15 protein-coding genes and 1 pseudogene are annotated in these 23013 nt (G+C 60.6%); 8 read left to right on the top strand and 8 right to left on the bottom strand.

Features of this window, described 5'->3' with window-relative positions:
* Positions 1 to 6: 6 nt before the first annotated feature.
* The 5 genes and pseudogenes from QK293_RS15885 to QK293_RS15865 all read right to left on the bottom strand — a co-directional run bounded on the left by QK293_RS15885 (position 7) and on the right by QK293_RS15865 (position 6254).
* On the bottom strand, positions 7 to 633 hold the full coding sequence (locus QK293_RS15885; protein ID WP_282378734.1) for a response regulator transcription factor: 627 nt from the start codon (positions 631 to 633) through the stop codon (positions 7 to 9).
* A gap of 119 nt (positions 634 to 752) precedes the next feature.
* Positions 753 to 1166, bottom strand: a complete 414-nt coding sequence (locus QK293_RS15880) for a response regulator (protein WP_282378540.1) — start codon at positions 1164 to 1166, stop codon at positions 753 to 755.
* 93 nt (positions 1167 to 1259) lie between these two features.
* Positions 1260 to 3781: pseudogene (gene mgtA, locus QK293_RS15875) on the bottom strand (magnesium-translocating P-type ATPase).
* A 506-nt stretch (positions 3782 to 4287) separates the two neighbouring features.
* Positions 4288 to 5625, bottom strand: coding sequence for a SidA/IucD/PvdA family monooxygenase (locus QK293_RS15870; protein WP_282378537.1), 1338 nt, complete (start codon positions 5623 to 5625; stop codon positions 4288 to 4290).
* 146 nt (positions 5626 to 5771) lie between these two features.
* Positions 5772 to 6254: a sigma-70 family RNA polymerase sigma factor gene (locus tag QK293_RS15865; protein WP_282378534.1), complete on the bottom strand. Its 483-nt coding sequence runs from the start codon at positions 6252 to 6254 to the stop codon at positions 5772 to 5774.
* A gap of 274 nt (positions 6255 to 6528) precedes the next feature.
* Between QK293_RS15865 and QK293_RS15860 the strand changes: the two genes are divergently transcribed.
* Genes QK293_RS15860 through QK293_RS15850 form a run of 3 tightly spaced genes read left to right on the top strand, consistent with a single transcriptional unit; the run spans position 6529 to position 11095 of the window.
* On the top strand, positions 6529 to 7713 hold the full coding sequence (locus tag QK293_RS15860; protein WP_282378532.1) for an efflux RND transporter periplasmic adaptor subunit: 1185 nt from the start codon (positions 6529 to 6531) through the stop codon (positions 7711 to 7713).
* Positions 7714 to 9687 (top strand): MacB family efflux pump subunit, encoded by a 1974-nt coding sequence (locus tag QK293_RS15855; protein WP_282378530.1) that lies wholly within the window; start codon positions 7714 to 7716, stop codon positions 9685 to 9687.
* A gap of 7 nt (positions 9688 to 9694) precedes the next feature.
* Positions 9695 to 11095 (top strand): efflux transporter outer membrane subunit, encoded by a 1401-nt coding sequence (locus tag QK293_RS15850; protein WP_282378528.1) that lies wholly within the window; start codon positions 9695 to 9697, stop codon positions 11093 to 11095.
* Positions 11096 to 11206: 111 nt separating this feature from the next.
* Here the strand turns inward: QK293_RS15850 and QK293_RS15845 are convergent, their stop codons facing one another.
* A complete protein-coding gene (locus tag QK293_RS15845; RefSeq protein ID WP_282378525.1) occupies positions 11207 to 12826 on the bottom strand; it encodes a PvdJ/PvdD/PvdP-like protein in 1620 nt (539 codons plus the stop codon).
* A gap of 303 nt (positions 12827 to 13129) precedes the next feature.
* Between QK293_RS15845 and pvdM the strand changes: the two genes are divergently transcribed.
* The 5 genes from pvdM to QK293_RS15820 all read left to right on the top strand — a co-directional run bounded on the left by pvdM (position 13130) and on the right by QK293_RS15820 (position 21112).
* The gene (gene pvdM, locus QK293_RS15840) at positions 13130 to 14479 is read left to right on the top strand and encodes a pyoverdine-tailoring dipeptidase-like protein PvdM (protein WP_282378523.1); all 1350 of its coding nucleotides are present in this window, start codon (positions 13130 to 13132) and stop codon (positions 14477 to 14479) included.
* 30 nt (positions 14480 to 14509) lie between these two features.
* The gene (locus QK293_RS15835) at positions 14510 to 15790 is read left to right on the top strand and encodes an aminotransferase class V-fold PLP-dependent enzyme (RefSeq protein WP_282378521.1); all 1281 of its coding nucleotides are present in this window, start codon (positions 14510 to 14512) and stop codon (positions 15788 to 15790) included.
* A gap of 22 nt (positions 15791 to 15812) precedes the next feature.
* Positions 15813 to 16676 (top strand): formylglycine-generating enzyme family protein, encoded by an 864-nt coding sequence (locus QK293_RS15830; RefSeq protein ID WP_282378518.1) that lies wholly within the window; start codon positions 15813 to 15815, stop codon positions 16674 to 16676.
* Positions 16677 to 16782: 106 nt separating this feature from the next.
* On the top strand, positions 16783 to 18432 hold the full coding sequence (locus tag QK293_RS15825; protein ID WP_282378515.1) for a cyclic peptide export ABC transporter: 1650 nt from the start codon (positions 16783 to 16785) through the stop codon (positions 18430 to 18432).
* Between the two features lie 214 nt (positions 18433 to 18646).
* Complete coding sequence (locus QK293_RS15820; RefSeq protein ID WP_282378513.1) at positions 18647 to 21112, top strand: TonB-dependent siderophore receptor; 2466 nt, start codon at positions 18647 to 18649, stop codon at positions 21110 to 21112.
* A gap of 186 nt (positions 21113 to 21298) precedes the next feature.
* On the opposite strand, the gene QK293_RS15815 is transcribed toward QK293_RS15820, so the two are convergent.
* Positions 21299 to 21661, bottom strand: coding sequence for a DUF6124 family protein (locus QK293_RS15815; protein WP_282378511.1), 363 nt, complete (start codon positions 21659 to 21661; stop codon positions 21299 to 21301).
* Between the two features lie 380 nt (positions 21662 to 22041).
* On the bottom strand, positions 22042 to 22998 hold the full coding sequence (locus QK293_RS15810) for an alpha/beta hydrolase (protein ID WP_282378509.1): 957 nt from the start codon (positions 22996 to 22998) through the stop codon (positions 22042 to 22044).
* Positions 22999 to 23013 lie beyond the last annotated feature (15 nt).

The raw sequence follows: 23013 nt of genomic DNA, 5'->3' as shown, positions 1-23013 counted from the left end.
GCTCACTCAGATCAGATGATTACGCTTGGCAAAATCCCTCAGGTGCACCGACGCTTCCACGTTGAGTTTTTCAATCAAACGGGTCTTGTAGGTACTGACGGTCTTGTGGCTCAGGTGCATGATGTCGGCGATTACCTTGTTGCTCATGCCTCGGGCCAGATGCTGAAAGATGGCCAGTTCGCGGTCGGAGAGTGTGTCGATCATCTGTTTTTCACTGAGTTGCAACGTGTTCAGCGACACCGACGCACAGGGAAGCTGGGCGAAATAGGTATAACCGGCCATCACGGCGTGAACCGCTTTGTGCAAATGCTGCAACGTGTTGGTCTTGGCGACATAGGCCGCGGCACCGGCGCGCATGCACCGATCCTGATAAAACATAGGCTCCTGCGACGTGAAGACCAGCACTCGGCACGGCACCTGACTGGCGTGGATCCGCGCCAGCACATCCAGCCCGTCGCCACCGGGCATCACCAGATCCAGCACCACCAGATCGGGTGAATGCTCCCGGACAATCGATAAAACCTCGTTACCGCTGGACGCTTCGTATATTTGTTTGAAGCCTTCTTCTTTCAATACCATTTTGACCGCGGCACGGACCACCGGATGATCGTCTCCAACCAGTACTGACGGCACTGACTTCATGTCAACTTCCTGTGCAAAAAACACGACGATTGAGAACTCAATGCCCATGAGCCCGGCCCGGTTAAACGCACCGGCTGCGCAAAGACTTTTGCATGAAAATCCGGACGCAACTACCTGACAGAAATGACAGTGCCGACGAACGGGAGACGAGGATCGATGATCGCCATCAGCCGCTGGATGGACGGCAAATCAGGCAACGTCGCATGGCTCACCTGAACGGTCTGTTGATCGCAGGCAGGAATGGGCGGCAACTGCGCCTGCTGGCCGTCGTAGATCAAAGCGTGATGAACCTGTTGGTTATCGAGGAAGAAATCGAGCAGGTTCAACGCTCCACCCGCCAGCGATGCATTGATGACGACCAGATCAACTGGCTCGCAACCGTATTCGACCAGGGCCAATAGCTCTCCCAGGCTGTGCACCGGCGCTATCCGGTAGTAGTCGAGTTGATTGAACAACCGCTCAACCTTCATGCGGTGAAAATGCAGCTCGTCGGCGATCAGGATACGTATGGCTTTGTTCGACAACAGGGGCCCCCAGAAGGTGTCGGATTTATGAGGGCGCAAGGCTACGGAAGACCTGTCGCGTTTTCTGTAGGACCTTTCCTAAATGAGCACCCTTTACTGCCAACCAAACCGGCGAATGTAGAAGCCTTTCACCGCGTGGGTCAGTGCCATGTACGCCAGCAAAATCACTGGCAAAAACACAAAGTACAGCGACGGCAGCGCCTGCGGTTTGAAGTAGTGCGCCAGTGGTCCCATCGGCAGGAAGATACCCACGGCCATAATGATCACGGTCATTACCATCAGTGGCATCGCCGCGCGGCTTCGCAGGAACGGAATCTTTGGCGTGCGGATCATGTGCACGATCAGGGTCTGGGTCAGCAGCCCGACTACGAACCAGCCGGACTGGAACAGGGTCTGGTGATCCGGGGTATTGGCGTCGAACACGTACCACATCAGGGCAAATGTGCTGATGTCGAAGATCGAGCTGATCGGTCCGAAGAACAGCATGAAACGCCCGACATCCGCCGGTTGCCAGCGCTGGGGTTTGCTGAGCATTTCTTCATCGACGTTATCGAACGGGATGGCGATCTGCGAAATGTCATAAAGCAGGTTCTGCACCAGCAGATGCAACGGCAGCATCGGCAGGAACGGAATGAACGCGCTGGCCACCAGCACCGAAAACACATTGCCGAAGTTCGAACTGGCGGTCATTTTGATGTACTTGAGCATGTGGCAAAGGTCCGGCGCCCTTCCAACACGCCATCCTCCAGCACCATCAGGCTTTTTTCCAGCAGGATGATGTCCGCCGCTTCCTTGGCGATGTCCACCGCGCTGTCCACCGAAATACCGATATCAGCGGTGCGCAGCGCTGGCGCGTCGTTGATGCCGTCGCCCATGAAGCCGACGACATGACCGTTGCCCTTGAGCAGACGCACGATGCGTTCCTTGTGCGACGGCGTCAGTTTGGCGAAGACATTGGTGGACTCCACCGCCACCGCCACCGCCAGTTCGGCGTCGCTCATGCGCTCGATGTCGTTGCCCATCAGCAGACCTTGCTGCTCCAGGCCGACTTCGCGGCAAATCTTCGCGGTCACCCGTTCGTTGTCGCCGGTCAGCACTTTCACCGCGACGCCGTGGGCGGCCAGCGCTTTGAGGGCTGGCCCGGTGCTTTCTTTGAGGTCAGCGCCTGTTCGCGTGGAGACTGCCAGCACTTCTTCCACCGCGCCCTTGCAGATCAGCAAGGGCGAATGATCTCGCTCGGCGACCACCACCGACATCCGTCGGCGAGTGAAGTCGAACGGGATCACGTCGACCTTGCAAAACGCCGTGCCGACTTTCAGTTCACGGTGGAGTTCCACGTGTTCGAGTACTGCCACGTCCAGCAGGTTTTTCAGGCCGGTCTGGTAGTAGCTGTTGAGGTAGGCCATTTCCAGCACGTCATCGGAGTCGTTGCCCCAGACATCGACATTGCGCGCCAGGAAGATCTTGCCCTGAGTCAGCGTGCCGGTCTTGTCGGTGCAGAGCACGTCCATGGCGCCGAAGTTCTGGATCGCGTCGAGGCGTTTGACGATGACTTTTTTGCGCGACAGGAACACCGCGCCCTTGGCCAGGGTCGAGGTGACGATCATCGGCAGCATTTCCGGGGTCAGGCCCACGGCAATCGACAGCGCGAACAGCAGCGCTTCGGTTCAGTCACCCTTGGTGAAGCCATTGATGAACATCACCAGCGGCGCCATGACGAACATAAAGCGGATCAGCAACCAGCTGACTTTGTTGACGCCGGTCTGGAATGAGGTGAGTGCGCGATCCGTAGCGCCGACCCGCTGGGCCAGGGCACCGAAATAGGTGTTGTTGCCGGTGGTGAGAATCACCGCCATGGCCGTGCCGGACACCACGTTGGTGCCCATGAACAGAATGTTGTCGAGGTCAAGCGGGTTGCGGGTGTCGCTGTCCTGTTGACGGGGAAATTTTTCCACCGGCATCGATTCGCCGGTCATCGCGGCCTGGCTGACGAACAAGTCCTTGGCGCCGAGCACCCGGCAATCGGCGGGGATCATGTCGCCGGCCGACAATACGATCAGATCGCCCGGTACTAACCGTTTGATTGGCAACTCGGTACGTGCCGCGTCCCGACGCAACACCGTGGCGGTGTTGCTCACCATTGCCTTGAGGGCATCGGCGGCCTGGTTGGATTTGGTTTCCTGCCAGAAGCGCAGCAAGGTCGAGAGCACCACCATGGAAAAAATCACGATGGCGGCTTTCATGTCCTCGGTCAGCCAGGAGATCACCGCGAGCAATGTCAGCAGCAGGTTGAACGGGTTTTTGTAGCAGTGCCACAGGTGAGTCCACCACGGCAGAGCCTGTTCGTGCTCGACTTCGTTGAGGCCGTATTGCGCGCGCAGTGCATCGGCTTCGAGCTCGCTCAAGCCATCGGTGTGGCTGCCGAGTTTGTCCAGCAGTTGGCCGGTGTCGCTGTTGGCGGCGCTTACCAGGGTTTGCGCCAGGGAGGGCGGCACCTCGCGGCTGACCGTGGTGGCGGTGAAGTTTTCCAGCAGCGCCAGTCGACGGAAGTGTCGGGCGATGTGGCGGGTGCGCAGGAATCCGGCGAAGAATTCTTTGAGCAGGGTCAGGTTCATGGTAGTTCCCCAAGGGTCGGCCGGGAAACCTTCGAGCAGGCGTGTCGATACGCCGCGATGACGACGAAAAAGTCGAACATCACGCACGGTTCAGCGTCGATGAGAGGACGTCGGGAATCGGGCCAGGACTGGCCGCGTTCGGGATGCCGCTGCTCGCTTTTCGGCGAGACAACGGCACGAAAAGTGGCGCGTTATCTTGCCGGGAAGGTGCCGGTTATCGAAACCGGCCGACTACTGTCACTCGAACAAGTACCCACTGTGGGTCTCCGCTATTGATTGAAAACGCACGAAGCTTACGCCCCGATTTCTGGAGAGTAAACGATGCAAAGGCGTGGGATGGGGGAATCGCGAGGTTCTTCAGGAAGGGTTCAGGATTGCTGCGCAGATCGTTCCCACGCTCCGCGTGGGAATGCAGCCCGGGACGCTCCGCGTCCCATTCAAAGCCGAACGCGGAGCGTCCGTTGAGGCATTCCCACGCAGAGCGTGGGAACGATCAAGGTGTGGAGTCAGCTCGCGGTGGCTAGCAACAAATCCACCACCGAACGGCTGTGTCCACGGTTTTTGCCATGGTCATACAAAGAGCCGGCAATCTCATCGGCGCGGATCGGCAGGATCGACAGCAAGGTGTCGCTCAAGCCGTGGCTGGCCTGGCAGAAGCCCTGCATATAAATGCCAGCCTTGCAGCGCTCGTCAGTGATCAGTTTGTAGTTGCGATCGACTTCGAAATCACCCAGGTATTGCTCCAGCGGCGCCAGCAGTTTGCGGTGCATCTGGCGCTCGTACCCGGTGGCCAACACCACGGCGTCGTAATGACGGACCGTGACTTCACCCGTGGCGTTGTTGCGTACTGCCAACTCGATACCGCGCTCGGTGGCGGTGGCTTTTTCGATCGTGGTCAGGGTGCGGAACGCATGGCGCGCGATGCCCGACACTTTCTGACGATAGAAGATGCCGTAGATGCGTTCGATCAAGTCGATGTCCACCACCGAATAGTTGGTGTTGTGGTACTCGTTGACCAGTCGCTCGCGCTCGCTGTTCGCCTGCTGGAACACCAGGTCAGTGAACTCCGGCGAGAACACTTCGTTGACGAACGGGCTGTCGTCCGCCGGCTTCAGAGCCGAGCCGCGCAAGATCATGTCCACCTGTACCGAAGGGAAGCTGTCGTTCAGATCGATAAAGGCTTCCGCCGCGCTCTGCCCACCGCCGATGATCGCGATGCTCATCGGCTGATTGTTCACGCACGCCTGCTTGGCCATCTGCGCCAGGTACTGGGAGTGATGGAAGACGCGACTGTCACCCTTGAGTGCCTTGAACGCTTCGGGAATGCGCGGTGTGCCGCCAGCGCTGACCACCACCGAACGGGTGGTGCGAACGTGCTGTTGACCTTGGGAATCGCGCGAGATCACCCGCAGTGCTTCGACCTGCTGGTTGTGCAGCACCGGCTCGATGGTCAGCACTTCTTCGCCGTAACGGCTTTGCTCGGTGAATTGCCCGGCGACCCAGCGCAGGTAGTCGTTGTACTCCATACGGCACGGATAGAAGGTGCCGAGGTTGATGAAGTCCACCAGACGGCCGTGGTGCTTGAGGTAGTTAACGAACGAGTAAGGGCTGGTCGGATTGCGCAGGGTCACCAGGTCCTTGAGGAAGGAAATCTGCAACTCGCTCTGGGTCACCAGGGTGTTGCCGTGCCAGCGGTAGTCGGCCTGCTTGTCGAGAAACAGAACATCCAGCTCGCCCTGACTCGGCCCGCGCTCCTGCAGAGCGATGGCCAGCGCCAGGTTCGAAGGGCCGAAGCCGACGCCGATCAGGTCGTGAACGATGGGCGATGCAATTGCCTGTGTCATTTCCAGTGTCCTCTGGATGAACCCCTCTACTGCGGGGAATAAGCCTACGTGACCTGACCGGCCTTGAGCAGGACAGCAAGTCGTCTGTTGAAGGGAACGAGGACAATGAAACAAAATTTAACGCAATGTTGATGAAGCAGAAAAGATCAATGGGCATCCCATTGACGCATCCGCACACGGCAATGCTTCATCGCATTGACGATGTGTTTCTCCACCAGGGCCCTGGAAATACCCAGGTGTTGGGCGATCTCCGGGTGCGACAGGCCATCGATCTTGCGCAGCAGGAAACTCTCGCGACACAACCGTGGCAATTCCGCCAATGCACGCTGGAGCATCTCCAGGCGTTGACCGTGATCGAGGCTGTGGTGAGGCGATGGGGTGAAGTAGCGCTCTTCGTTGTCGAGCACTTCCAGCGATTCGACCTGACGCAGGGCATTGCGCCGATGGTCGTCGATCACCAGATTGAGCGCGGTGCGATACAGGAACGCCCGAGGCTGCTCGATCGGCGTGTCGCTGGAACGCTCCAGTACCCGCAGATAAGCGTCATGCACCACATCTTCGGCCACCTGACGGTTGCCCAGCTTGGCGTTCAAAAAACACACCAGCTCGCGATAGTAGTTTTCCAACATGACTCCCGGCCGCAGGGGTGCGGTTTCTGTCCTTGAGCCAGATCGACGACCGCCGACATGGGCAGTGGCACGATAGTGGCAGTTCGAGGCGCGTAATTTATAGTAATTCTCATATAGATTTAAAGTGTTGCTTCACCTTGCCCGACAAATAGTCTTGAACTGTGGGAGCGTCGTCGCCTAAATTTCCTGCCACTTTCCTCGTTTACAGGACAGCTCCCCGTCCCTATTCAACGGTTTTGAACGACGGGCCGATATTCATTGGCCGGAACCCTGCATGAAACGTCCCCGACAGACCCGACGCGCACTGCTTGTAGCACTTTGTCTGATCCCCGTTATCGCCGTGGCCGCCTGGCGGATCATCCCGCCCGGCCGCGACCAGTTCGCCACCGTTCAGGTCACCCGCGCCGACATCGAAAGCAGCGTCACCGCGCTGGGCACTCTGCAACCTCGCCGCTATGTCGACGTGGGTGCCCAAGCGTCCGGGCAGATCCACAAGATCCACGTGGAAGTCGGTGACACCGTCAAGGATGGCCAGTTGCTGGTGGAAATCGATCCCTCCACGCAGCAGGCCAAACTCGACGCCGGGCGTTTCTCCATCGAAAACCTCAAGGCACAGCTGCAAGAGCAATGGGCGCAGCACGACCTCGCCCGGCAGAAATTCCAGCGCCAGCAGAACCTCAAGGCCGGTGGCGCCACCCGTGAAGAAGATGTGCAGACCGCCGAGGCCGAACTGCGCGCCACCCAGGCCCGTATTGACATGTTCCAGGCGCAGATCCGCCAGGCCCAGGCCAGCCTGCGCAGCGATCAGGCGGAATTGGGTTACACCCGAATCTATGCGCCCATGAGCGGAACCGTCGTTGCACTCGACGCCCGTGAAGGCCAGACCCTTAACGCCCAGCAGCAGACGCCACTGATTCTGCGCATCGCCAAGTTGTCGCCGATGACCGTCTGGGCCGAGGTGTCGGAAGCCGACATCGGTCACGTCAAACCCGGCATGACCGCCTGGTTCACCACCCTCAGCGGCGGCAACCGTCGCTGGAACAGCACCGTGCGGCAAATTCTGCCCGTGACGCCCAAGCCACTGGACCAAACCAGCCAAGGTGGCGGCAGCCCGGCCAGTTCGAGTAAAAGCGGCAGCGCTCGCGTGGTGCTGTACACCGTACTGCTGGACGTCGACAACGCCGACAACGCGCTGATGGCGGAAATGACCACACAAGTATTCTTCGTCGCTGAGCAGGCGAAAAACGTCCTCACCGCGCCCATCGCGGCCCTGCAAGTCGGCGCTCAAACCCACAATCAGACCGACAGTCAGACCGCGCAGGTCGTCACCAAAAATGGCCGCATCGAACAGCGCGACGTTCGCACCGGCATCAGCGATCGCCTGCGGGTGCAGGTCCTCGACGGCTTGCAGGAAGGCGATCACCTGTTGATCGGCCCGGCCGACGGGAGTGGCGGCTGAATGCTGACGCCCCTGATTGACCTGCAGGACATCCGCAAAGCCTACGGCGGCGGCGACTCACCTGAAGTTCACGTGCTGCGCGGTATCGACCTGTCGATCCATGCTGGGGAATTCGTGGCGATCGTCGGCGCTTCCGGCTCCGGCAAGTCGACGCTGATGAATATTCTCGGCTGCCTCGACCGTCCGACCTCGGGCGAGTACCGCTTCGCCGGCGAAAACGTCGCCGCACTCGACAGCGACGAACTGGCCTGGCTGCGCCGCGAAGCCTTTGGTTTTGTCTTTCAGGGTTATCACCTGATCCCGTCCGGCTCGGCCCAGGAAAACGTCGAGATGCCGGCCATCTACGCCGGCACTCCGGCCGCCGAACGCCACGCCCGCGCTGCCGCCCTGCTCGACCGTCTCGGCCTGGCTTCACGCACCGGCAATCGTCCGCACCAGCTCTCCGGCGGCCAGCAACAACGGGTGTCGATCGCCCGCGCCTTGATGAACGGCGGCCACATCATCCTCGCCGACGAACCCACCGGCGCCCTCGACAGCCACAGCGGTGCCGAGGTCATGGCCCTGCTCGACGAACTGGCGAGCCAGGGCCACGTGGTGATCCTCATCACCCACGACCGCGAAGTGGCGGCGCGGGCCAAACGCATCATCGAAATTCGCGACGGGCTGATCATCAGCGACAGCGCCCGGGACAACCCCGAAGTACAGGCGTCGGCCAATCCCGGCGCGCTGCAAGCGGTGGACTTGCGCAAGCGCCTCACCGAAGGCGCCGAAGCCACCGGGGCCTGGAAAGGCGAACTGGTCGATGCCGTGCAAGCCGCGTGGCGGGTGATGTGGATCAACCGCTTTCGCACCGCGCTGACGTTGCTAGGGATCATCATCGGCGTCGCGTCGGTGGTGGTGATGCTGGCGGTGGGTGAAGGCAGCAAGCGCCAGGTGATGGCGCAAATGGGCGCGTTCGGTTCCAACATCATTTACCTCAGCGGCTCGTCGCCAAACCCGCGAACACCACTGGGCATCGTCACCCTGGATGACGTCGCAGCGGTGGCGAGCCTGCCGCAAGTGATGCGTATCATGCCGGTCAATGGCCAGGAGGCCGGGGTGCGTTTCGGCAACCTCGACCACTTGAGTTACGTCGGCGGCAACGACACCAACTTCCCGAACATCTTCAACTGGCCGGTGGTGGAAGGCAGCTATTTCACTCAAGACGATGAACGTAATGCGGCGGCGGTCGCGGTGATTGGCCACAAGGTGCGGACCAAGTTGCTCAAGGACGTCGCCAACCCGATCGGCCAGTACATCCTGATTGAGAACGTGCCGTTCCAGGTGGTCGGCGTGCTTGCCGAAAAAGGCGCCAGCTCCGGCGACTCCGACAGCGACGACCGCATCGCCATTCCGTATTCCGCTGCGAGTGTGCGGCTGTTCGGCACCCACAATCCCGAATACGTGGCCATCGCCGCCGCCGATGCGCGCAAGGTCAAGGAGACCGAAAAAGCCATCGAGCAATTGATGCTGCGATTGCACAACGGCAAAAAGGATTTCGAACTGACCAACAACGCGGCAATGATTCAAGCCGAGGCACGCACGCAAAATACCCTGTCGTTGATGCTCGGCTCGATTGCCGCGATTTCGTTGCTGGTGGGCGGCATCGGCGTGATGAACATCATGCTCATGACCGTGCGCGAACGGACACGTGAGATCGGTATCCGCATGGCCACCGGCGCGCGCCAACGCGACATCCTGCGCCAGTTCCTCACCGAAGCGGTGATGCTTTCGGTGGTCGGCGGGCTCGCCGGGATCGCCCTGGCGCTGATCGTCGGCGGCGTGCTGATCCTCAGCGAAGTCGCTGTCGCGTTCTCCTTGATAGCGGTGCTCGGCGCCTTCGGCTGCGCCCTGGTCACCGGTGTTGTCTTCGGCTTCATGCCGGCCCGCAAAGCTGCCCGACTCGACCCGGTCACGGCCCTTACCAGTGAATGATCTCTCCATGAAGCCGCAACTCAGTCTGCTGACCCTCTGCCTGCTGCTCGGCGCCTGCGGCAGTCCCGCCCAGCGCCCGGACAGCGGCCTCCAGCCGCCCGCCTCCTGGCAGTCGCCGCATACCGCCAATGCCACACGCAGCAACCTGCAATGGTGGACGCAGTTTGGCAGCCCCGAGCTTGATCGCCTGATCGAACAGGCCCGGGTCGGCAGTTACGATTTGGCCGCCGCCATCGCCCGGGTGCGCCAGGCTCGGGCTGAAACGGTCGTTGTCGGTGGTTCGCTGCTACCCGAGGTCAAGGCCGCCCTGAACGCCAATCGGCAAAAACTGCTACGGGGCAACGGCTACAGCCAGCTTGATGCCGACAACGACAACGACAACAAGGCCGTCGATTACTTCAACGCCAGCCTCAGCGCCAGTTACGAAATCGATTTCTGGGGCGGTCAACGGGCTTCCCGTGACAGCGCACAATTCGGCTTGCAGGCCAGCGAATTCGATCAGGCGACCGTGGAGTTGACGCTGCTCAGCGGCGTCGCCAACAGTTACGCGCAAAGCTTGTCGTTGCGTGAGCAAAGTCGCATTGCCGAGTTGAATCTGGCGAACGCGCAGAATGTTTTGAAACGGGTGCAGACGCGTTTTGACTCAGGCTCGGCGACGGCGCTGGAATTGGCGCAGCAGAAAAGTCTGGTCGCCGCACAACAACGACAATTGCCGCTGGTGCAGCAACAGGCTCAGGACGCGCAGATCAGTCTTGCCGCCCTGCTCGGCCGGCCGCTACAGGAATTGTCTTTGGGCCAGGAACGCTTTGATCAACTGTCATGGCCAACCATCGCTGCCGGTGTGCCCAGTGAACTGATCAGCCGTCGACCGGACATCGCCCGCGCCGAAGCACAACTGGCCGCCGCACAGGCCGACGTCACCGTCGCCCGCGCCGCCATGCTGCCGGCCGTGACCCTGAGCGCAGACATCGGCTCCGGTGCCGACCGCGCAGCCGACATCCTGCGCAGTCCGTTCTACAACCTGACCGCTGGATTGCTCGCGCCAGTCTTCAACAATGGTCGCCTGAGTGCCGAGCGCGACAAGGCCACGGCCCGCCAGGAAGAACTGCTGGAGACGTATCGCGGGGCGATCATCAATGGGTTCGCCGATGTGGAAAAAGCCCTCAACAGCATTCGCGGACTGGACGAACAGCGGCAGTGGCAAGGTGAAGAACTGAACCAGGCGCAGACGGCATTCAACATTGCGCAAAGCCGTTATCAGGCCGGAGCCGAGGATTTGCTGACGGTGCTGGAGACGCAGCGCACGTTGTATGCGGCGCAGGATTTGAATGTGCAGCTGCGGTTGTCGCGGTTGCAGGCGAGTATTGCGTTGTACAAGGCGCTGGGTGGGGGGTGGAAGGCGCTGTAATTGATCGTTCCCACGCTCCGCGTGGGAATGCAGCCCGGGACGCTCTGCGTCCCATCGAGAGCCGAACGCGGAGCGTCCGTTGAGGCATTCCCACGCAGAGCGTGGGAACGATCATGTGACGACCGGTTTGGCCTTCAAATGCCGCGCATACCAAGGCCGCTGCGGCACCTTGCGGAACAAATCCTCCAGCTTCTTCTCGTCATCCCCAAAGGTAATCCGCAACGCCAGCTTCATAGTTTCCGGGTCCATCTCGACCGACTTGCCGGTCTGTAACCCCGGCGTAGTGCTGCAACCATGAGTGCTCGGGCCGAGCCACGGGTCGTCGATCTCGACCCAACGTCCCGGCGCAAACCAAGGCACACCCTTCACCTCAAGCCGACTGACCTCCCCCGGATGAAAACGCTCATGCGCGCGGAACCAGTCTTCCAGACGATCGTCGATCCAGCCATGGAAGTGCCAGAACACCGGGTTGACGTGGGACGAAAACGGATCGCCTAGGAAGTCGTTTTCCGGAGCAAACCAGCGAGCGGAAAAGTCCGCCGGATCCCGGGCAAACGGCACCGGCTGACCGTTGGACGGATCACGCGGCACCGAGGCCCAACGCATGTGCAGCCAGTCGTGCAGCCCCAATTCCACCTCTGAACCGAACTGACCCAGGGTCAATGTCGACAGATAACGCGGATCGCGGTACTGCGACTCCCAGACCTGGAAATTGCTGTGGTAGGTCTCGGCGGTCTTGATGTCGCTGACCCATTGCGAGTACTCGGCATCGTCATCGGCCAGCCAGGTCGGCGGCAGCGCGGTGCCGTCGTGGTTGTCGAAATAATCGGCAAACCCGAGTCGATCCCGCGCCAGTTCCGGCTGTGGCAACGGGAAATGCGGCCAGGACGGCAAGTCCTGCAGGGAGCGCGCCGTGCCGAGCATGTGCCGGTGCATGAAGAAAAAATCCACCCCCGAGCCGTTGCGATCCTTGCGCGCGCCACGGGCATCACGCTCCTTGTCTCGCGGGCCAGGCTGCCAACCAATGCCGCGAAGGGCTGCGCGCTTGTCTTCGGACAGTGTGTGCCATTTGTCCCGGGAGGCATGCCAGAGCTGGTGGAACAGTCGATGCCCGGGCGAAATCAGCCAGGCCAGCAGCGTCGGATTGAGGCCGGTTCGCTCGCGGGCTTCGGGGAACACGCGCTTGACGGCAATGAAGCGATTGTCCTGCGCCGTCAACATCAACGGACGGTCCAGATTCAACACCCGACCACTGAGGGTGCCGCTGCCGGCGTTGCCGAAACCGGCCCAGACCTCGTCCAGCGCCATGCTGAATTCATAGTCCGCTGTGCCGCTGGCGCTGAGCAGTCGCCAGCGCAACTGCGCCGGGTTGGCGCCGGCCAGGTCGCCGAGCACCCGATAACGCGGCGCTTCGCTCGAACGCAAACGTTCGGCGGTGTCGAGGAACCCGCTCAAGCCGCGACCTTTGTGACCGATGTCGAGAAACACCTCCAGCCCGTCCCGTGGCAGGCCTTCGATGCCAGCGTCAGGCCCCTCGAAACGAATCTGCCAGACACCGCGCAAGGTGTTCGCCAAGTGCTGGCCAGCGACATCCGCGACATCGAACGAAGCTTCGCCGGGGGTGATCGTCGGATCCGGTTTCGTCCATTCACGATGCCCATAAAAAGCCGCAGGCACCGCGGCGCCGGTCAGCGCCAGGCCTGCCATGAACCATCGTCGAGAAATCGTCATTGCCCTACCTGTGTCAGCCATGAAGCAGGCTTTATCCAAGCTAGAACGTTTGTTGCCACCGAAAATTTATGATGCCCCCGAAAGATCGTTCCCACGCTCTGCGTGGGAATGCAGCCTGGGACGCTCCGCGTCCCTTCAAGAGCCGAACGCGGAGCGTCCGTTGAGGCATTCCCACGCGGAGCGTGGGAACGATCACCATGGTGTCAGCACAAACACCTAAATTCTCTCGTCGGTCACTCGTTCTTCCCAGATGGCAAAGGCCTCTGCGCCTGCCCCCCAACGGCGAACCTGACTGAGACGGCAATGACAAAACCACGTTCGAAAAAGGCGCTTTACATCGGCCTGCCGCTGGCCCTGACGATCAGCGCCGGTGCAGGCTTTGCGGCCTGGGATTACGGGTTCAAGGACAATCCCGGTTACTCGGTCAAGGTAATGAAACAGGCCGATGAGTTGCACGAGCGGATCCTTTCCTTCGACAGCCACGTCACCGTCCCGCTGGACTTCGGCACCGCCGGCAATGAAGCGGACAAGGACGGCACCGGGCAGTTCGACCTGGTCAAGTCCGCACGCGGACGCCTGTCCGGTGCGGCCCTGACAATCTTCGGCTGGCCGGAAATCTGGAACGGCGAAAACGCCCCGCACCGCCCAACCGCCGGCTTCGTCGACGAAGCACGGTTCGAGCAGGAAACCCGCTACAAAATCATCAGCACCCTGGTTCGTGACTTCCCCAATCAGGTCGCCATCGCCTACACCCCCGACGATTTCCGCCGCCTGCACGGCGAAGGCAAGTTCGCGATTTTCATGAGCATGCTCAACGCCTATCCGCTGGGCAACGACCTGAATGCCCTGGACAAATGGGCGGCCCGGGGCATGCGCATGTTCGGCTTCAGTTACGTGGGCAACAACGCCTGGGCAGATTCGTCCCGGCCGTTGCCGTTTTTCAATGACTCGCGGGACGCCCTCGGCGGCCTCTCGGAGATTGGCAAACAAGCCGTGCACCGCCTCAACGACCTCGGCGTGATCATCGATGTTTCGCAGATGTCGACCAAGGCACTGGAGCAAGTCGCCCAGCTGAGCCGTGCACCCATGGTCGCTTCCCACTCGGCGCCACGCGGGCTGGTGGACATCCCGCGCAACCTCAGCGACCAGGAAATGCAGCTGATCAAGAACAGCGGCGGCGTGGTGCAGATTGTCGGTTTCCCGACCTACATCCGCCCACTCAGCCAGGCCACCCAAGACAAACTCAACGCCCTGCGCGCACGCTTCGACCTGCAACCGTTGCAAGGCCTGGAGATGGCGCTGATGCCGGGAGATCCGGTGATCACCGTCTGGTCCGAACAACGCTTCGGCGAATACGCTAGCCAGCTCTACGCCATCGTCGACGAGGAGCCCAAGGCCACGCTCAAGGACTACGGCGACGCGATCGACTACGCGGTGAAGAAAATCGGCATCGACCACGTCGGCATCAGTTCCGACTTCAACGATGGCGGCGGCCTGGACGGCTGGAAAGACGTCAGCGAGGCCCACAACGTAACGGCCGAGCTAATCAGTCGCGGCTACGGCGAAGCCGATATTGCCAAGCTCTGGGGCGGCAATTTCCTGCGGGTCTGGGACCAGGTGCAGAAGTCTTCCAGGCCTGTCGCCAAGAACTGATCCCCTCTTTTGCAAAAGCGAATCGAGCTCATGACCAACCGTCGTTCATTCCTCAAGCAGGCCGGTATTCTCGCGGCCGGCCTGCCCTTGGGCGCAGCCGTGAACCTGCCGGCGCTGGCCGCCAATCCGGCGTCGCTGCCGAAGGATAAATGGGCGCAACTGCGCCAGATGTTCAATCAGGACCCGGACTACCTGCACTTCGCCAATTTTCTGGTGACCTCACACCCAAGACCGGTGCGTGAAGCCATCGACATGCACCGCGCCAACCTCGACCGTAATCCCGGTCGGGCCATGGACTGGGACCTGGGGGAAACCGAAAAGCGCGAGCAAGCAGTGCGCGTCTGGGCCGGTCGCTACCTCAAGGCCAAGCCCGAGCAAATCGCCCTCACCGGCAGCACCACCGAAGGCCTGTCGCTGATTTATGGCGGCATTCATGTGCGCCCCGACCAGGAAATCCTCACCAGCGAACACGAACATTACGCCACCAACTACGCCTTGGCGTACCGCCAGCAAAAGGACGGCGTCAAGGTTCGCAAGCTCAAGTTGTTCGAGAACAGTCACACCCTTTCAGTGGATGAAGTGCTGGGTTCGATCGCCAAAGGCATTCGCCCTGAAACCCGAGTGCTCGGCATGACGTGGGTGCAATCGGGCAGCGGTGTGAAACTGCCGATTGGCGAGATCGGCAAACTGGTGGACGAACATAATCGCAACCGCGAGGACAAGGACCGCATCCTGTATGTAGTGGACGGCGTCCATGGCTTCGGCGTCGAGGACCTCGACTTCCCCGACATGCACTGCGATTTCTTCATTGCCGGCACCCACAAATGGATGTTCGGCCCGCGCGGTACCGGGATCATCTGCGCGCGTTCGGCCGAACTCAAGGACGTGACGCCGACCATCCCGACGTTCTCCGAAGCCACCACCTTCTCGACCCTCATGACCCCCGGCGGCTATCACAGCTTTGAGCATCGCTGGGCCCTGAACGAAGCCTTCAAGCTGCACCTGGAGCTGGGCAAGGCCGAGGTCCAGGCGCGCATCCACGCGCTCAATACCTACGCAAAAAACCGTCTGCTGGAGCACCCGCAGATCGAAACAGTGACGCCAAAAAGTCCAGACCTGTCGGCCGGTTTTACCTTCTTCCGGATCAAGGACCGGGACTGCGAAAAAGTCGCCGTCCAGCTGATGGAAAACCGCGTGGTCTGCGACTCGGTGGACCGCGACGTCGGCCCGGTGATCCGCATCGCCCCCGGCCTGCTCAACACCGAAAACGATATCGACCGCTTCATGGCCGTGTTGAGCAAGAGCCTGTGATTTCCTTTAATCGAGATGATTCATGAACCGTGATCTGCTGACTCTGACGCTGACTGCCCTCCTCGCAGGACTGCTGCCGACCGCCGCCCAGGCCGCCGCACCGGCGCAACCAGGCAAAGTGTTCAAGGACTGCCGGGACTGCCCGGAAATGGTCGTGCTGCCGGCTGGCACCTTCACCATGGGTACGCCGGACGACGAAGTCGGGCGCGAGCCTGATGAAAGTCCGACGCACGAGGTAACCTTTGCCAAACCGTTCGCCATGAGCCGCTTCCAGGTCACCGCCGGCGAATGGGACAGCTACGTACGCGAGAGTGGCGTGACCATCGCCAATGGCGACACCCGGCCAGGTCGCGAGTGCGTCGCCAGCAAGCCGCGTTATCCGCAGAACCCGCGTCAGCCCGCGGTGTGCATGAACTTCGACGACGTCAAAAACTATGTCACCTGGCTGTCGAAAAATACCGGGCAGACGTACCACATGGTCAGCGAAGCCCAACGCGAATATGCCGCGCGTGGCGGCAGCAAAGGGCCGTTCCCCTTCCCGTTCGATGAAGGCAAGGAATACAGCATCGCCAAGCACGCCAATACGTATGGCCCGGCGGACGGTTACAGCTACAGCTCGCCAGTGGGCAGCTACCCGCCGAACGCCTTCGGCCTGTACGACATGCACGGCAACGTCTACGAATGGGTCGAAGACTGCGAACACCCTGATTACGTCGCAGCCCCCACCGATGGCAGCGCCTGGGTCGAGCCCACGTGCGAAGCCGTGCGGATTCGCGGCAACGACTGGGGTGAAGCGCCGGTGTTCTCGCGCTCCGGCAACCGCAACAGCCAGTACCCGCAAGAGCGCGGCGACTGGATGGGATTCCGTATCGTGCGTGACCTTTAAGCCGTCGTCCCCAACCGGTCGCCGCCAGTCGGCGGCCGGCTAAATTAAGCCTTCCACCAGACGTTCTACTGGGTATCTGCCTTTACGACCCAAGGAACTGTCTTCCATGACCCAGCCTACCCGTGGCGCCATCGGCGAATTGTTCGCCCTGTTGAAACCCTTTCGGCTCATCGTCGCCGCGTCCATTTTCCTGGGCATGGTCGGCGGCCTGAGCGTCACGGTATTGCTGGCGACCATCAACAACGCCCTGCATTCGGACACCGGCCTGACCCAAGGCGTGGTCGCCCTGTTCGCCGGCCTGTGCTTGCTGGCACTGGCCAGTTCGATTTGTTCGGACATCGGCACCAACTATGTGGGCCAGCACATCATCGCCAAACTGCGTAAACAGTTGGGTGAAAAGGTTCTCTCGGCACCGATCGAACACATCGAGCGCTATCGCAGCCACCGGTTGATTCCGGTGCTGACCCACGACGTCGACACCATCAGCGACTTCGCTTTCGCCTTTGCGCCGCTGGCCATTTCCGTCACCGTGACCCTGGGCTGCATGGGCTACCTGGCCATTCTGTCGTGGCCGATGTTCCTGATCATGGTCGCCGCGATCCTGATCGGCACCGCTATTCAGGCTTACGCTCAGAGCAAAGGAGTGCAGGGTTTCATGGCTGCCCGTGAGGCCGAAGATGAACTGCAAAAGCACTACAACGCGATTGCCGAAGGTGCCAAGGAACTGCGCATTCATCGTCCACGCCGCCAGCGCATGTTCGTCTCGGGCATAAAGGCAACGGCCGAGTTCATCTGCAACACTCAGGTGCGCTCGATCAACACCTTCGTCATTGCCAAGACGTTCGGCTCGATGCTGTTCTTTGTGGTGATCGGCCTGGCCCTGGCCCTGCAAACCTTTTGGCCGAGTGCCGACAAAACCGTGATGAGCGGCTTCGTGCTGGTGCTGCTGTACATGAAAGGTCCGCTGGAGCATTTGATCAGCACCTTGCCAATCGTCAGCCGCGCGCAGATCGCCTTCCGCCGCATCGCCGAACTCTCGGAGCAGTTTTCCACCCCGGAACCTCACCTGCTGCTGAGTGATAAAGGCAACGTCAAACAAGCGGTACACGAACTGAAACTGGCCGATGTGCGTTTCAGCTTCCCGGCTGCCGAAGGTGCTGCGCCATTCCAGCTCGGGCCGGTGAACCTGACGATCAAGCAAGGCGACATCACCTTTATTGTCGGCGAGAACGGCTGCGGCAAGACCACGCTGATCAAGCTGCTGCTGGGCCTGTACACACCGCAACAGGGCGAAATCCGCGTCAACGGCGAAGCGATCGACGCGCAGAACCGCGATGACTATCGCCAGTTGTTCACCACCATCTTTGCCGACTATTACCTGTTCGATGATGTGGTCCAGGGCGATCAGCACATCCCCGAAGATGCGAACCAATACCTGCAACGGCTGGAGATCGCGCACAAGGTCAGCGTCAAGGACGGCAACTTCACCACCACCGACCTCTCCACCGGCCAGCGCAAACGCCTGGCCCTGGTCAATGCCTGGCTGGAGGAACGTCCGGTGCTGGTGTTCGATGAATGGGCGGCCGATCAGGACCCGACCTTCCGCCGGATTTTCTACACCGAGTTGCTGCCGGACCTCAAACGTCTGGGCAAGACCATCATCGTGATCTCCCACGATGACCGTTATTTCGACGTGGCGGACCAACTGGTGCGCATGGAAAGCGGACGGGTCGTCACCGAGTTGGCCCCCGCCTGACAACCCGGCCCCCGTAGGAGCCAGCGGTGCGGCGATCCGACTTGCCGGCGAAAGCGATCTTGAGGACGCCTTCGCCGGCAAGCCTGGCTCCTACAACCACCTTTCGACATTTATTTTTCCGGTTTCTTTCCGGTTTTTCGTTCGTGCTGCGTCTAATAATCATTCCTATTAACAAAAACTCTGCACAACTCTTTTTCTGGAGCTCAGGTAAGTAATGCGACCTCAAACACGCCGCACACCTCTCGCGCTGGCCGTACAGCGCCCGACTTTGCATCGCACCCTGTTCACTAGCGTATTGCTGACCGCCACCTTGCTGGGGAGCTCGATGGCCAATGCTGCACCTGTGAAAGTGAACATTGCAGGTCAATCGCTTTCCAACGCGCTGACCGAGCTGGGCATGCAGACCAATCTGCAGATCCTCTACAGCCCGGACCAGGTTGCAGGCATCAAGTCCCGCGCGGTGTCCGGTTCGCTGGAACCGTCCGACGCCCTGAAGGCCCTGCTGCAAGGCACCGGCATCGCGTTCCAGATCAACGGCAACAGCGTCACCCTGGTGTCCGGCGGTTCCTCGAGCCTGCAACTGGGCGCGACCACCATTTCCGGCCAGGCCCTGGGCCTGACCACCGAAGACACCGGTTCTTACACCACCGGCGCGACCACCAGCGCGACCAAGCTGCCGTTGACCCTGCGTGAAACACCGCAATCGGTAACCGTGGTGACGCGTCAGCAGATGGACGATCGCGGCGCCAAAAGCGTCGGTGACGTATTGCGCAACACCCCCGGCATCACGTCGCAGAAGTACGACAGCGACCGTACCGAGTTTTCCGCCCGTGGCCAGGCCATCACCAACTTTCAGTACGATGGCGTCAACACCCTCTACGACGGTGTTTACGGTGAAAACCCGAACAACAGCGACGACGCTGCCAGCCTGGACCACATCGAAGTCATTAAAGGTGCTACCGGCCTGATGACCGGCACCGGCGACCCTTCCGCCACGGTCAACCTGATCCGCAAGAAGCCGACCAAGGAATTCAAGGCCTCGGTCAGCGCCACCGCCGGCTCGTGGGATAAATACCGCGCAGAAGGCGACATTTCCGGCTCGCTGACCGATTCCGGCAACGTGCGCGGTCGCTTCGTGAGCACTTATCAGGACGCCAACTCTTACCTGGATCATTACAGCCAGAAAAAAGACCTGTTTTATGGCGTCCTCGAAGCCGACCTCACGGACGACACCCTGCTGACCTTCGGCATCGACAAATCCAGCGCCACCCCGCGCGGTACATCCTGGACAGGTAACCCTACCTACTTCGCCGATGGCGGCCGTACCGACTTCTCTCGCAGTTTCAACTCCGGCGCCGACTGGAGCCGTCGTGATTTCGACAGCACCACCTACTTCGCATCGCTGGAACAAGCGCTGGCCAATGACTGGAAACTCAAACTCAGCCTGGACCAGAAAACCACCGATCACGATACCCAACTGGCCTCGGCCAGCGGCGGCAGCCCGGACCGCGCCACCGGTGAAGGCATGTTCCTTTACTGGGGTCGCTGGGAAGGCCATCGCGTGCAGAACACCGCTGACGTCAACGTCTCCGGCCCGTTCACCCTCGGCGGTCGCGAACACGAAGTGGTTGCCGGTGTCATGGCATCGCACTCGCGCCAGACCGGCTCGACTTACGACTCCAGCGCTTTCCAACTGGTGCCGGGTAGCATCTATGACTGGGAAGGCAATCTGCCGAAACAGGAGTTCCCGAAAAACGGCAAATACGAACGCACCCAAAGCCAAAACGGTATTTACCTGGCCACGCGCCTGCGTCCGACCGACGACCTGTCGTTCATCCTCGGCAGCCGTCTGAGCACCTTCAAGTACAACGAGGATTACTCCTACACTCCGGGTGGCACCCTCTCCGACACTCACGCCAGCTACAAGGAACACGGCGTCGTCACACCGTACGCCGGCGTGGTCTATGACCTGAACGACACGTACTCGGCCTACGCCAGCTACACCACTATCTACCAGCCACAAATCTACAAGGACGCCAACGGTTCGACCCTGGCACCGGTTGAAGGCAGCGCCTACGAAACCGGTCTGAAAGCGGCCTACTTCGAAGGCAAACTGAACGCCAGCCTGGCCTTCTTCCGCATTGAGCAGGACAACGTCGCCGAATCGATCGGCACCAACCCGGTCACCAACGAAGGCATTTACAAAGCCATCGACGGCGCTACCACCAAAGGCGTGGAACTGGAACTGGCGGGCGAACTGGCCGAAGGCTGGAACCTGTCCGCCGGCTACACCTACGCCCGTACCCGTGACCAGGACGAGCAACGTATCTTCGGATACCCGCTGTCCACCACCCGGCCGGAACACGTCGTGCGTACATTCACGACTTACCGTCTACCGGGCGTCCTGAACCCGTTCACCGTCGGTGGCGGCGTCAGCTGGCAGAGTGCCTACTACGGCAAGATCTACAGCTCCAGCGTGGGCGACTACACCCAGATCAAGCAAGGCGGCTACACCCTCGTGGATTTGATGACCCGTTATCAGTTCGACGAACACCTGAGCTTCACCGTCAACGCCAACAACGTCTTCGACAAGCGATACCTGACGGGCCTTGGCAACTTCGATACCACGTTCTACGGCGAGCCACGCAACCTGCAGCTCACCGCGAAGTATGATTTCTGAGTTGCTGAGCTGAAATGAAAAATGCCCGTGTCGTGAGATACGGGCATTTTTTATGGCTACTCCATGATCGTTCCCATGCTCCGCGTGGGAATGCATCCCGTGACGCTCTGCGTCACCTTCAGAAGCGGAACGCGGAGCGTCCCTGGCGGCATTTCCACGCAGAGCGTGGGAACGATCAGGTGTCAACTATTCAGGTTGATCGAGTCTATCCAGCGCCCGGTTCACCGCCAGCTCGCCCAGCATGATGACTTGCGTAATGCCCAACAGGGAATTTCGACTCGGCCCATCCATATGGTCCGCCAGGTCCATGGCCATGACATTGGCCGAGGCCAGCGACTCGCACGCATGGGCCAGCAGGGTTTCGGTATCGAGCTCCGGGTTGACGGTGAACATGGTGCTGAGTTTGCGCGGGGTGACGTGGATGAAAGCGGCAGGGTGGAGGTGGTAATCGAGGGCGCGGTCGGCGGCTTCGTGGCGTTTTTTTGAAGCAGGGCTTTCGTGCGGGGATGCTGGATCGGTGTCTGGTGGATTCGGTGTAGGTTTGAACATTGGTGGTGTTCCTCATAGGGCCACACCCATTCCGCTACTACACGAAAGGGTGGCGGCTGTGCGCAAGTTAGTAGACCGGTAACACCCACCAAACCCGGCGCGTCCGAGGACGCCATGCGCACAGCCACCATTAAGTGCAGGTGAACCTGACTGAATGACGCTTATGCAACCGATGGTGGGGACTGCGGGCTACTAAACCCGATCACTGACAATCAGTGACGGGAACCAAGTTACCGGCCGGCCCCAAGGCGCACAAGCCGGCGGATTCTGGCGTAACTGTAGGCAACGACGCAAGGCGTTGTAGCTTTCATGAAGTAACGCTGCGGGGAATTAAACAAGCGCGATCAAACGACGTTTAACGATCTGAGCCAGACTTCAGATCACAGCCGCGAACGCACCCACCCCGCCACTTCCGAATGAATCCCCTCAACCTCCCCCAACAACCCCGCCATGCGCAAAAAGTCATGGGTCATCCCTGGCTGTTCCAGCAACGACACGTCGTTACCGGCGGCACGCAACAGCTCGGCGTACGCCAACCCTTCGTCATGCAACGGATCATGCCCGGCCAAATACACCAACGCCGGCGCCACACCTGACAGATCCGCCGCCAGCAACGGCGAACAACGCCAATCCGCCAAATCCTCAGGCGTGCGTGCGTAATGCCCGTAGAACCAGTCCAGCGTCGGCGTCTCCAGCAAGTAACCCTCGGCGAAATCCCGATGCGACACCCGTTTCGTCGTGGCATCCGTCACCGGGTACACCAGCAATTGTGCCTTGGGTTTCAACGCCAGTTCCTGAGGTTCACGCACCGCCATGATCGACAACACCGTCGCCAGCGTCGCACCCACGCTGTCACCGGCCACGGCTACTCGCGTCGCGTCCAAACCACGTGCCGCACCCTCGCGCACCAGCCAGTTCCCCGCATCGCAGGCATCCTGCACCGGCGTCGGGAAACGCCATTCCGGTGCCAGGCGATAACCCACGGTCAACAACGCAAAACCACCCTGTGCCGCCAATCGCCGGCACAGCGCATCATGGGAATCGAGGCTGCCGACCACGTAGCCGCCGCCATGGAAATACAACACCACCGGCTGCAACCCGTCGACCGTGTGCCCATCGCGATAAAGCCGTGCCGACAGGCTGTGACCGTCACGCGCAGCAATCCTGAAGTCTTCGCAGGAAACGCTGTCCAGCGGCACATCGAGAAACCCGGACGACGCTTCAAAATCGATCCGCGCCTGTTGCGGCGACAGTTCGTGCATCGCGCGACTTTTGCCGGTCATCCGGCCGAACTCGGCGAGTTCTAAAAATGCTTCAAGTTCTGGCAACACAGCCATGGGACGAATCCTTCA

The sequence above is a fragment of the Pseudomonas sp. AL03 genome (assembly GCF_029960815.1).
Classification (GTDB): domain Bacteria; phylum Pseudomonadota; class Gammaproteobacteria; order Pseudomonadales; family Pseudomonadaceae; genus Aquipseudomonas.
This window is presented reverse-complemented; position numbering and strand designations above follow the sequence as displayed.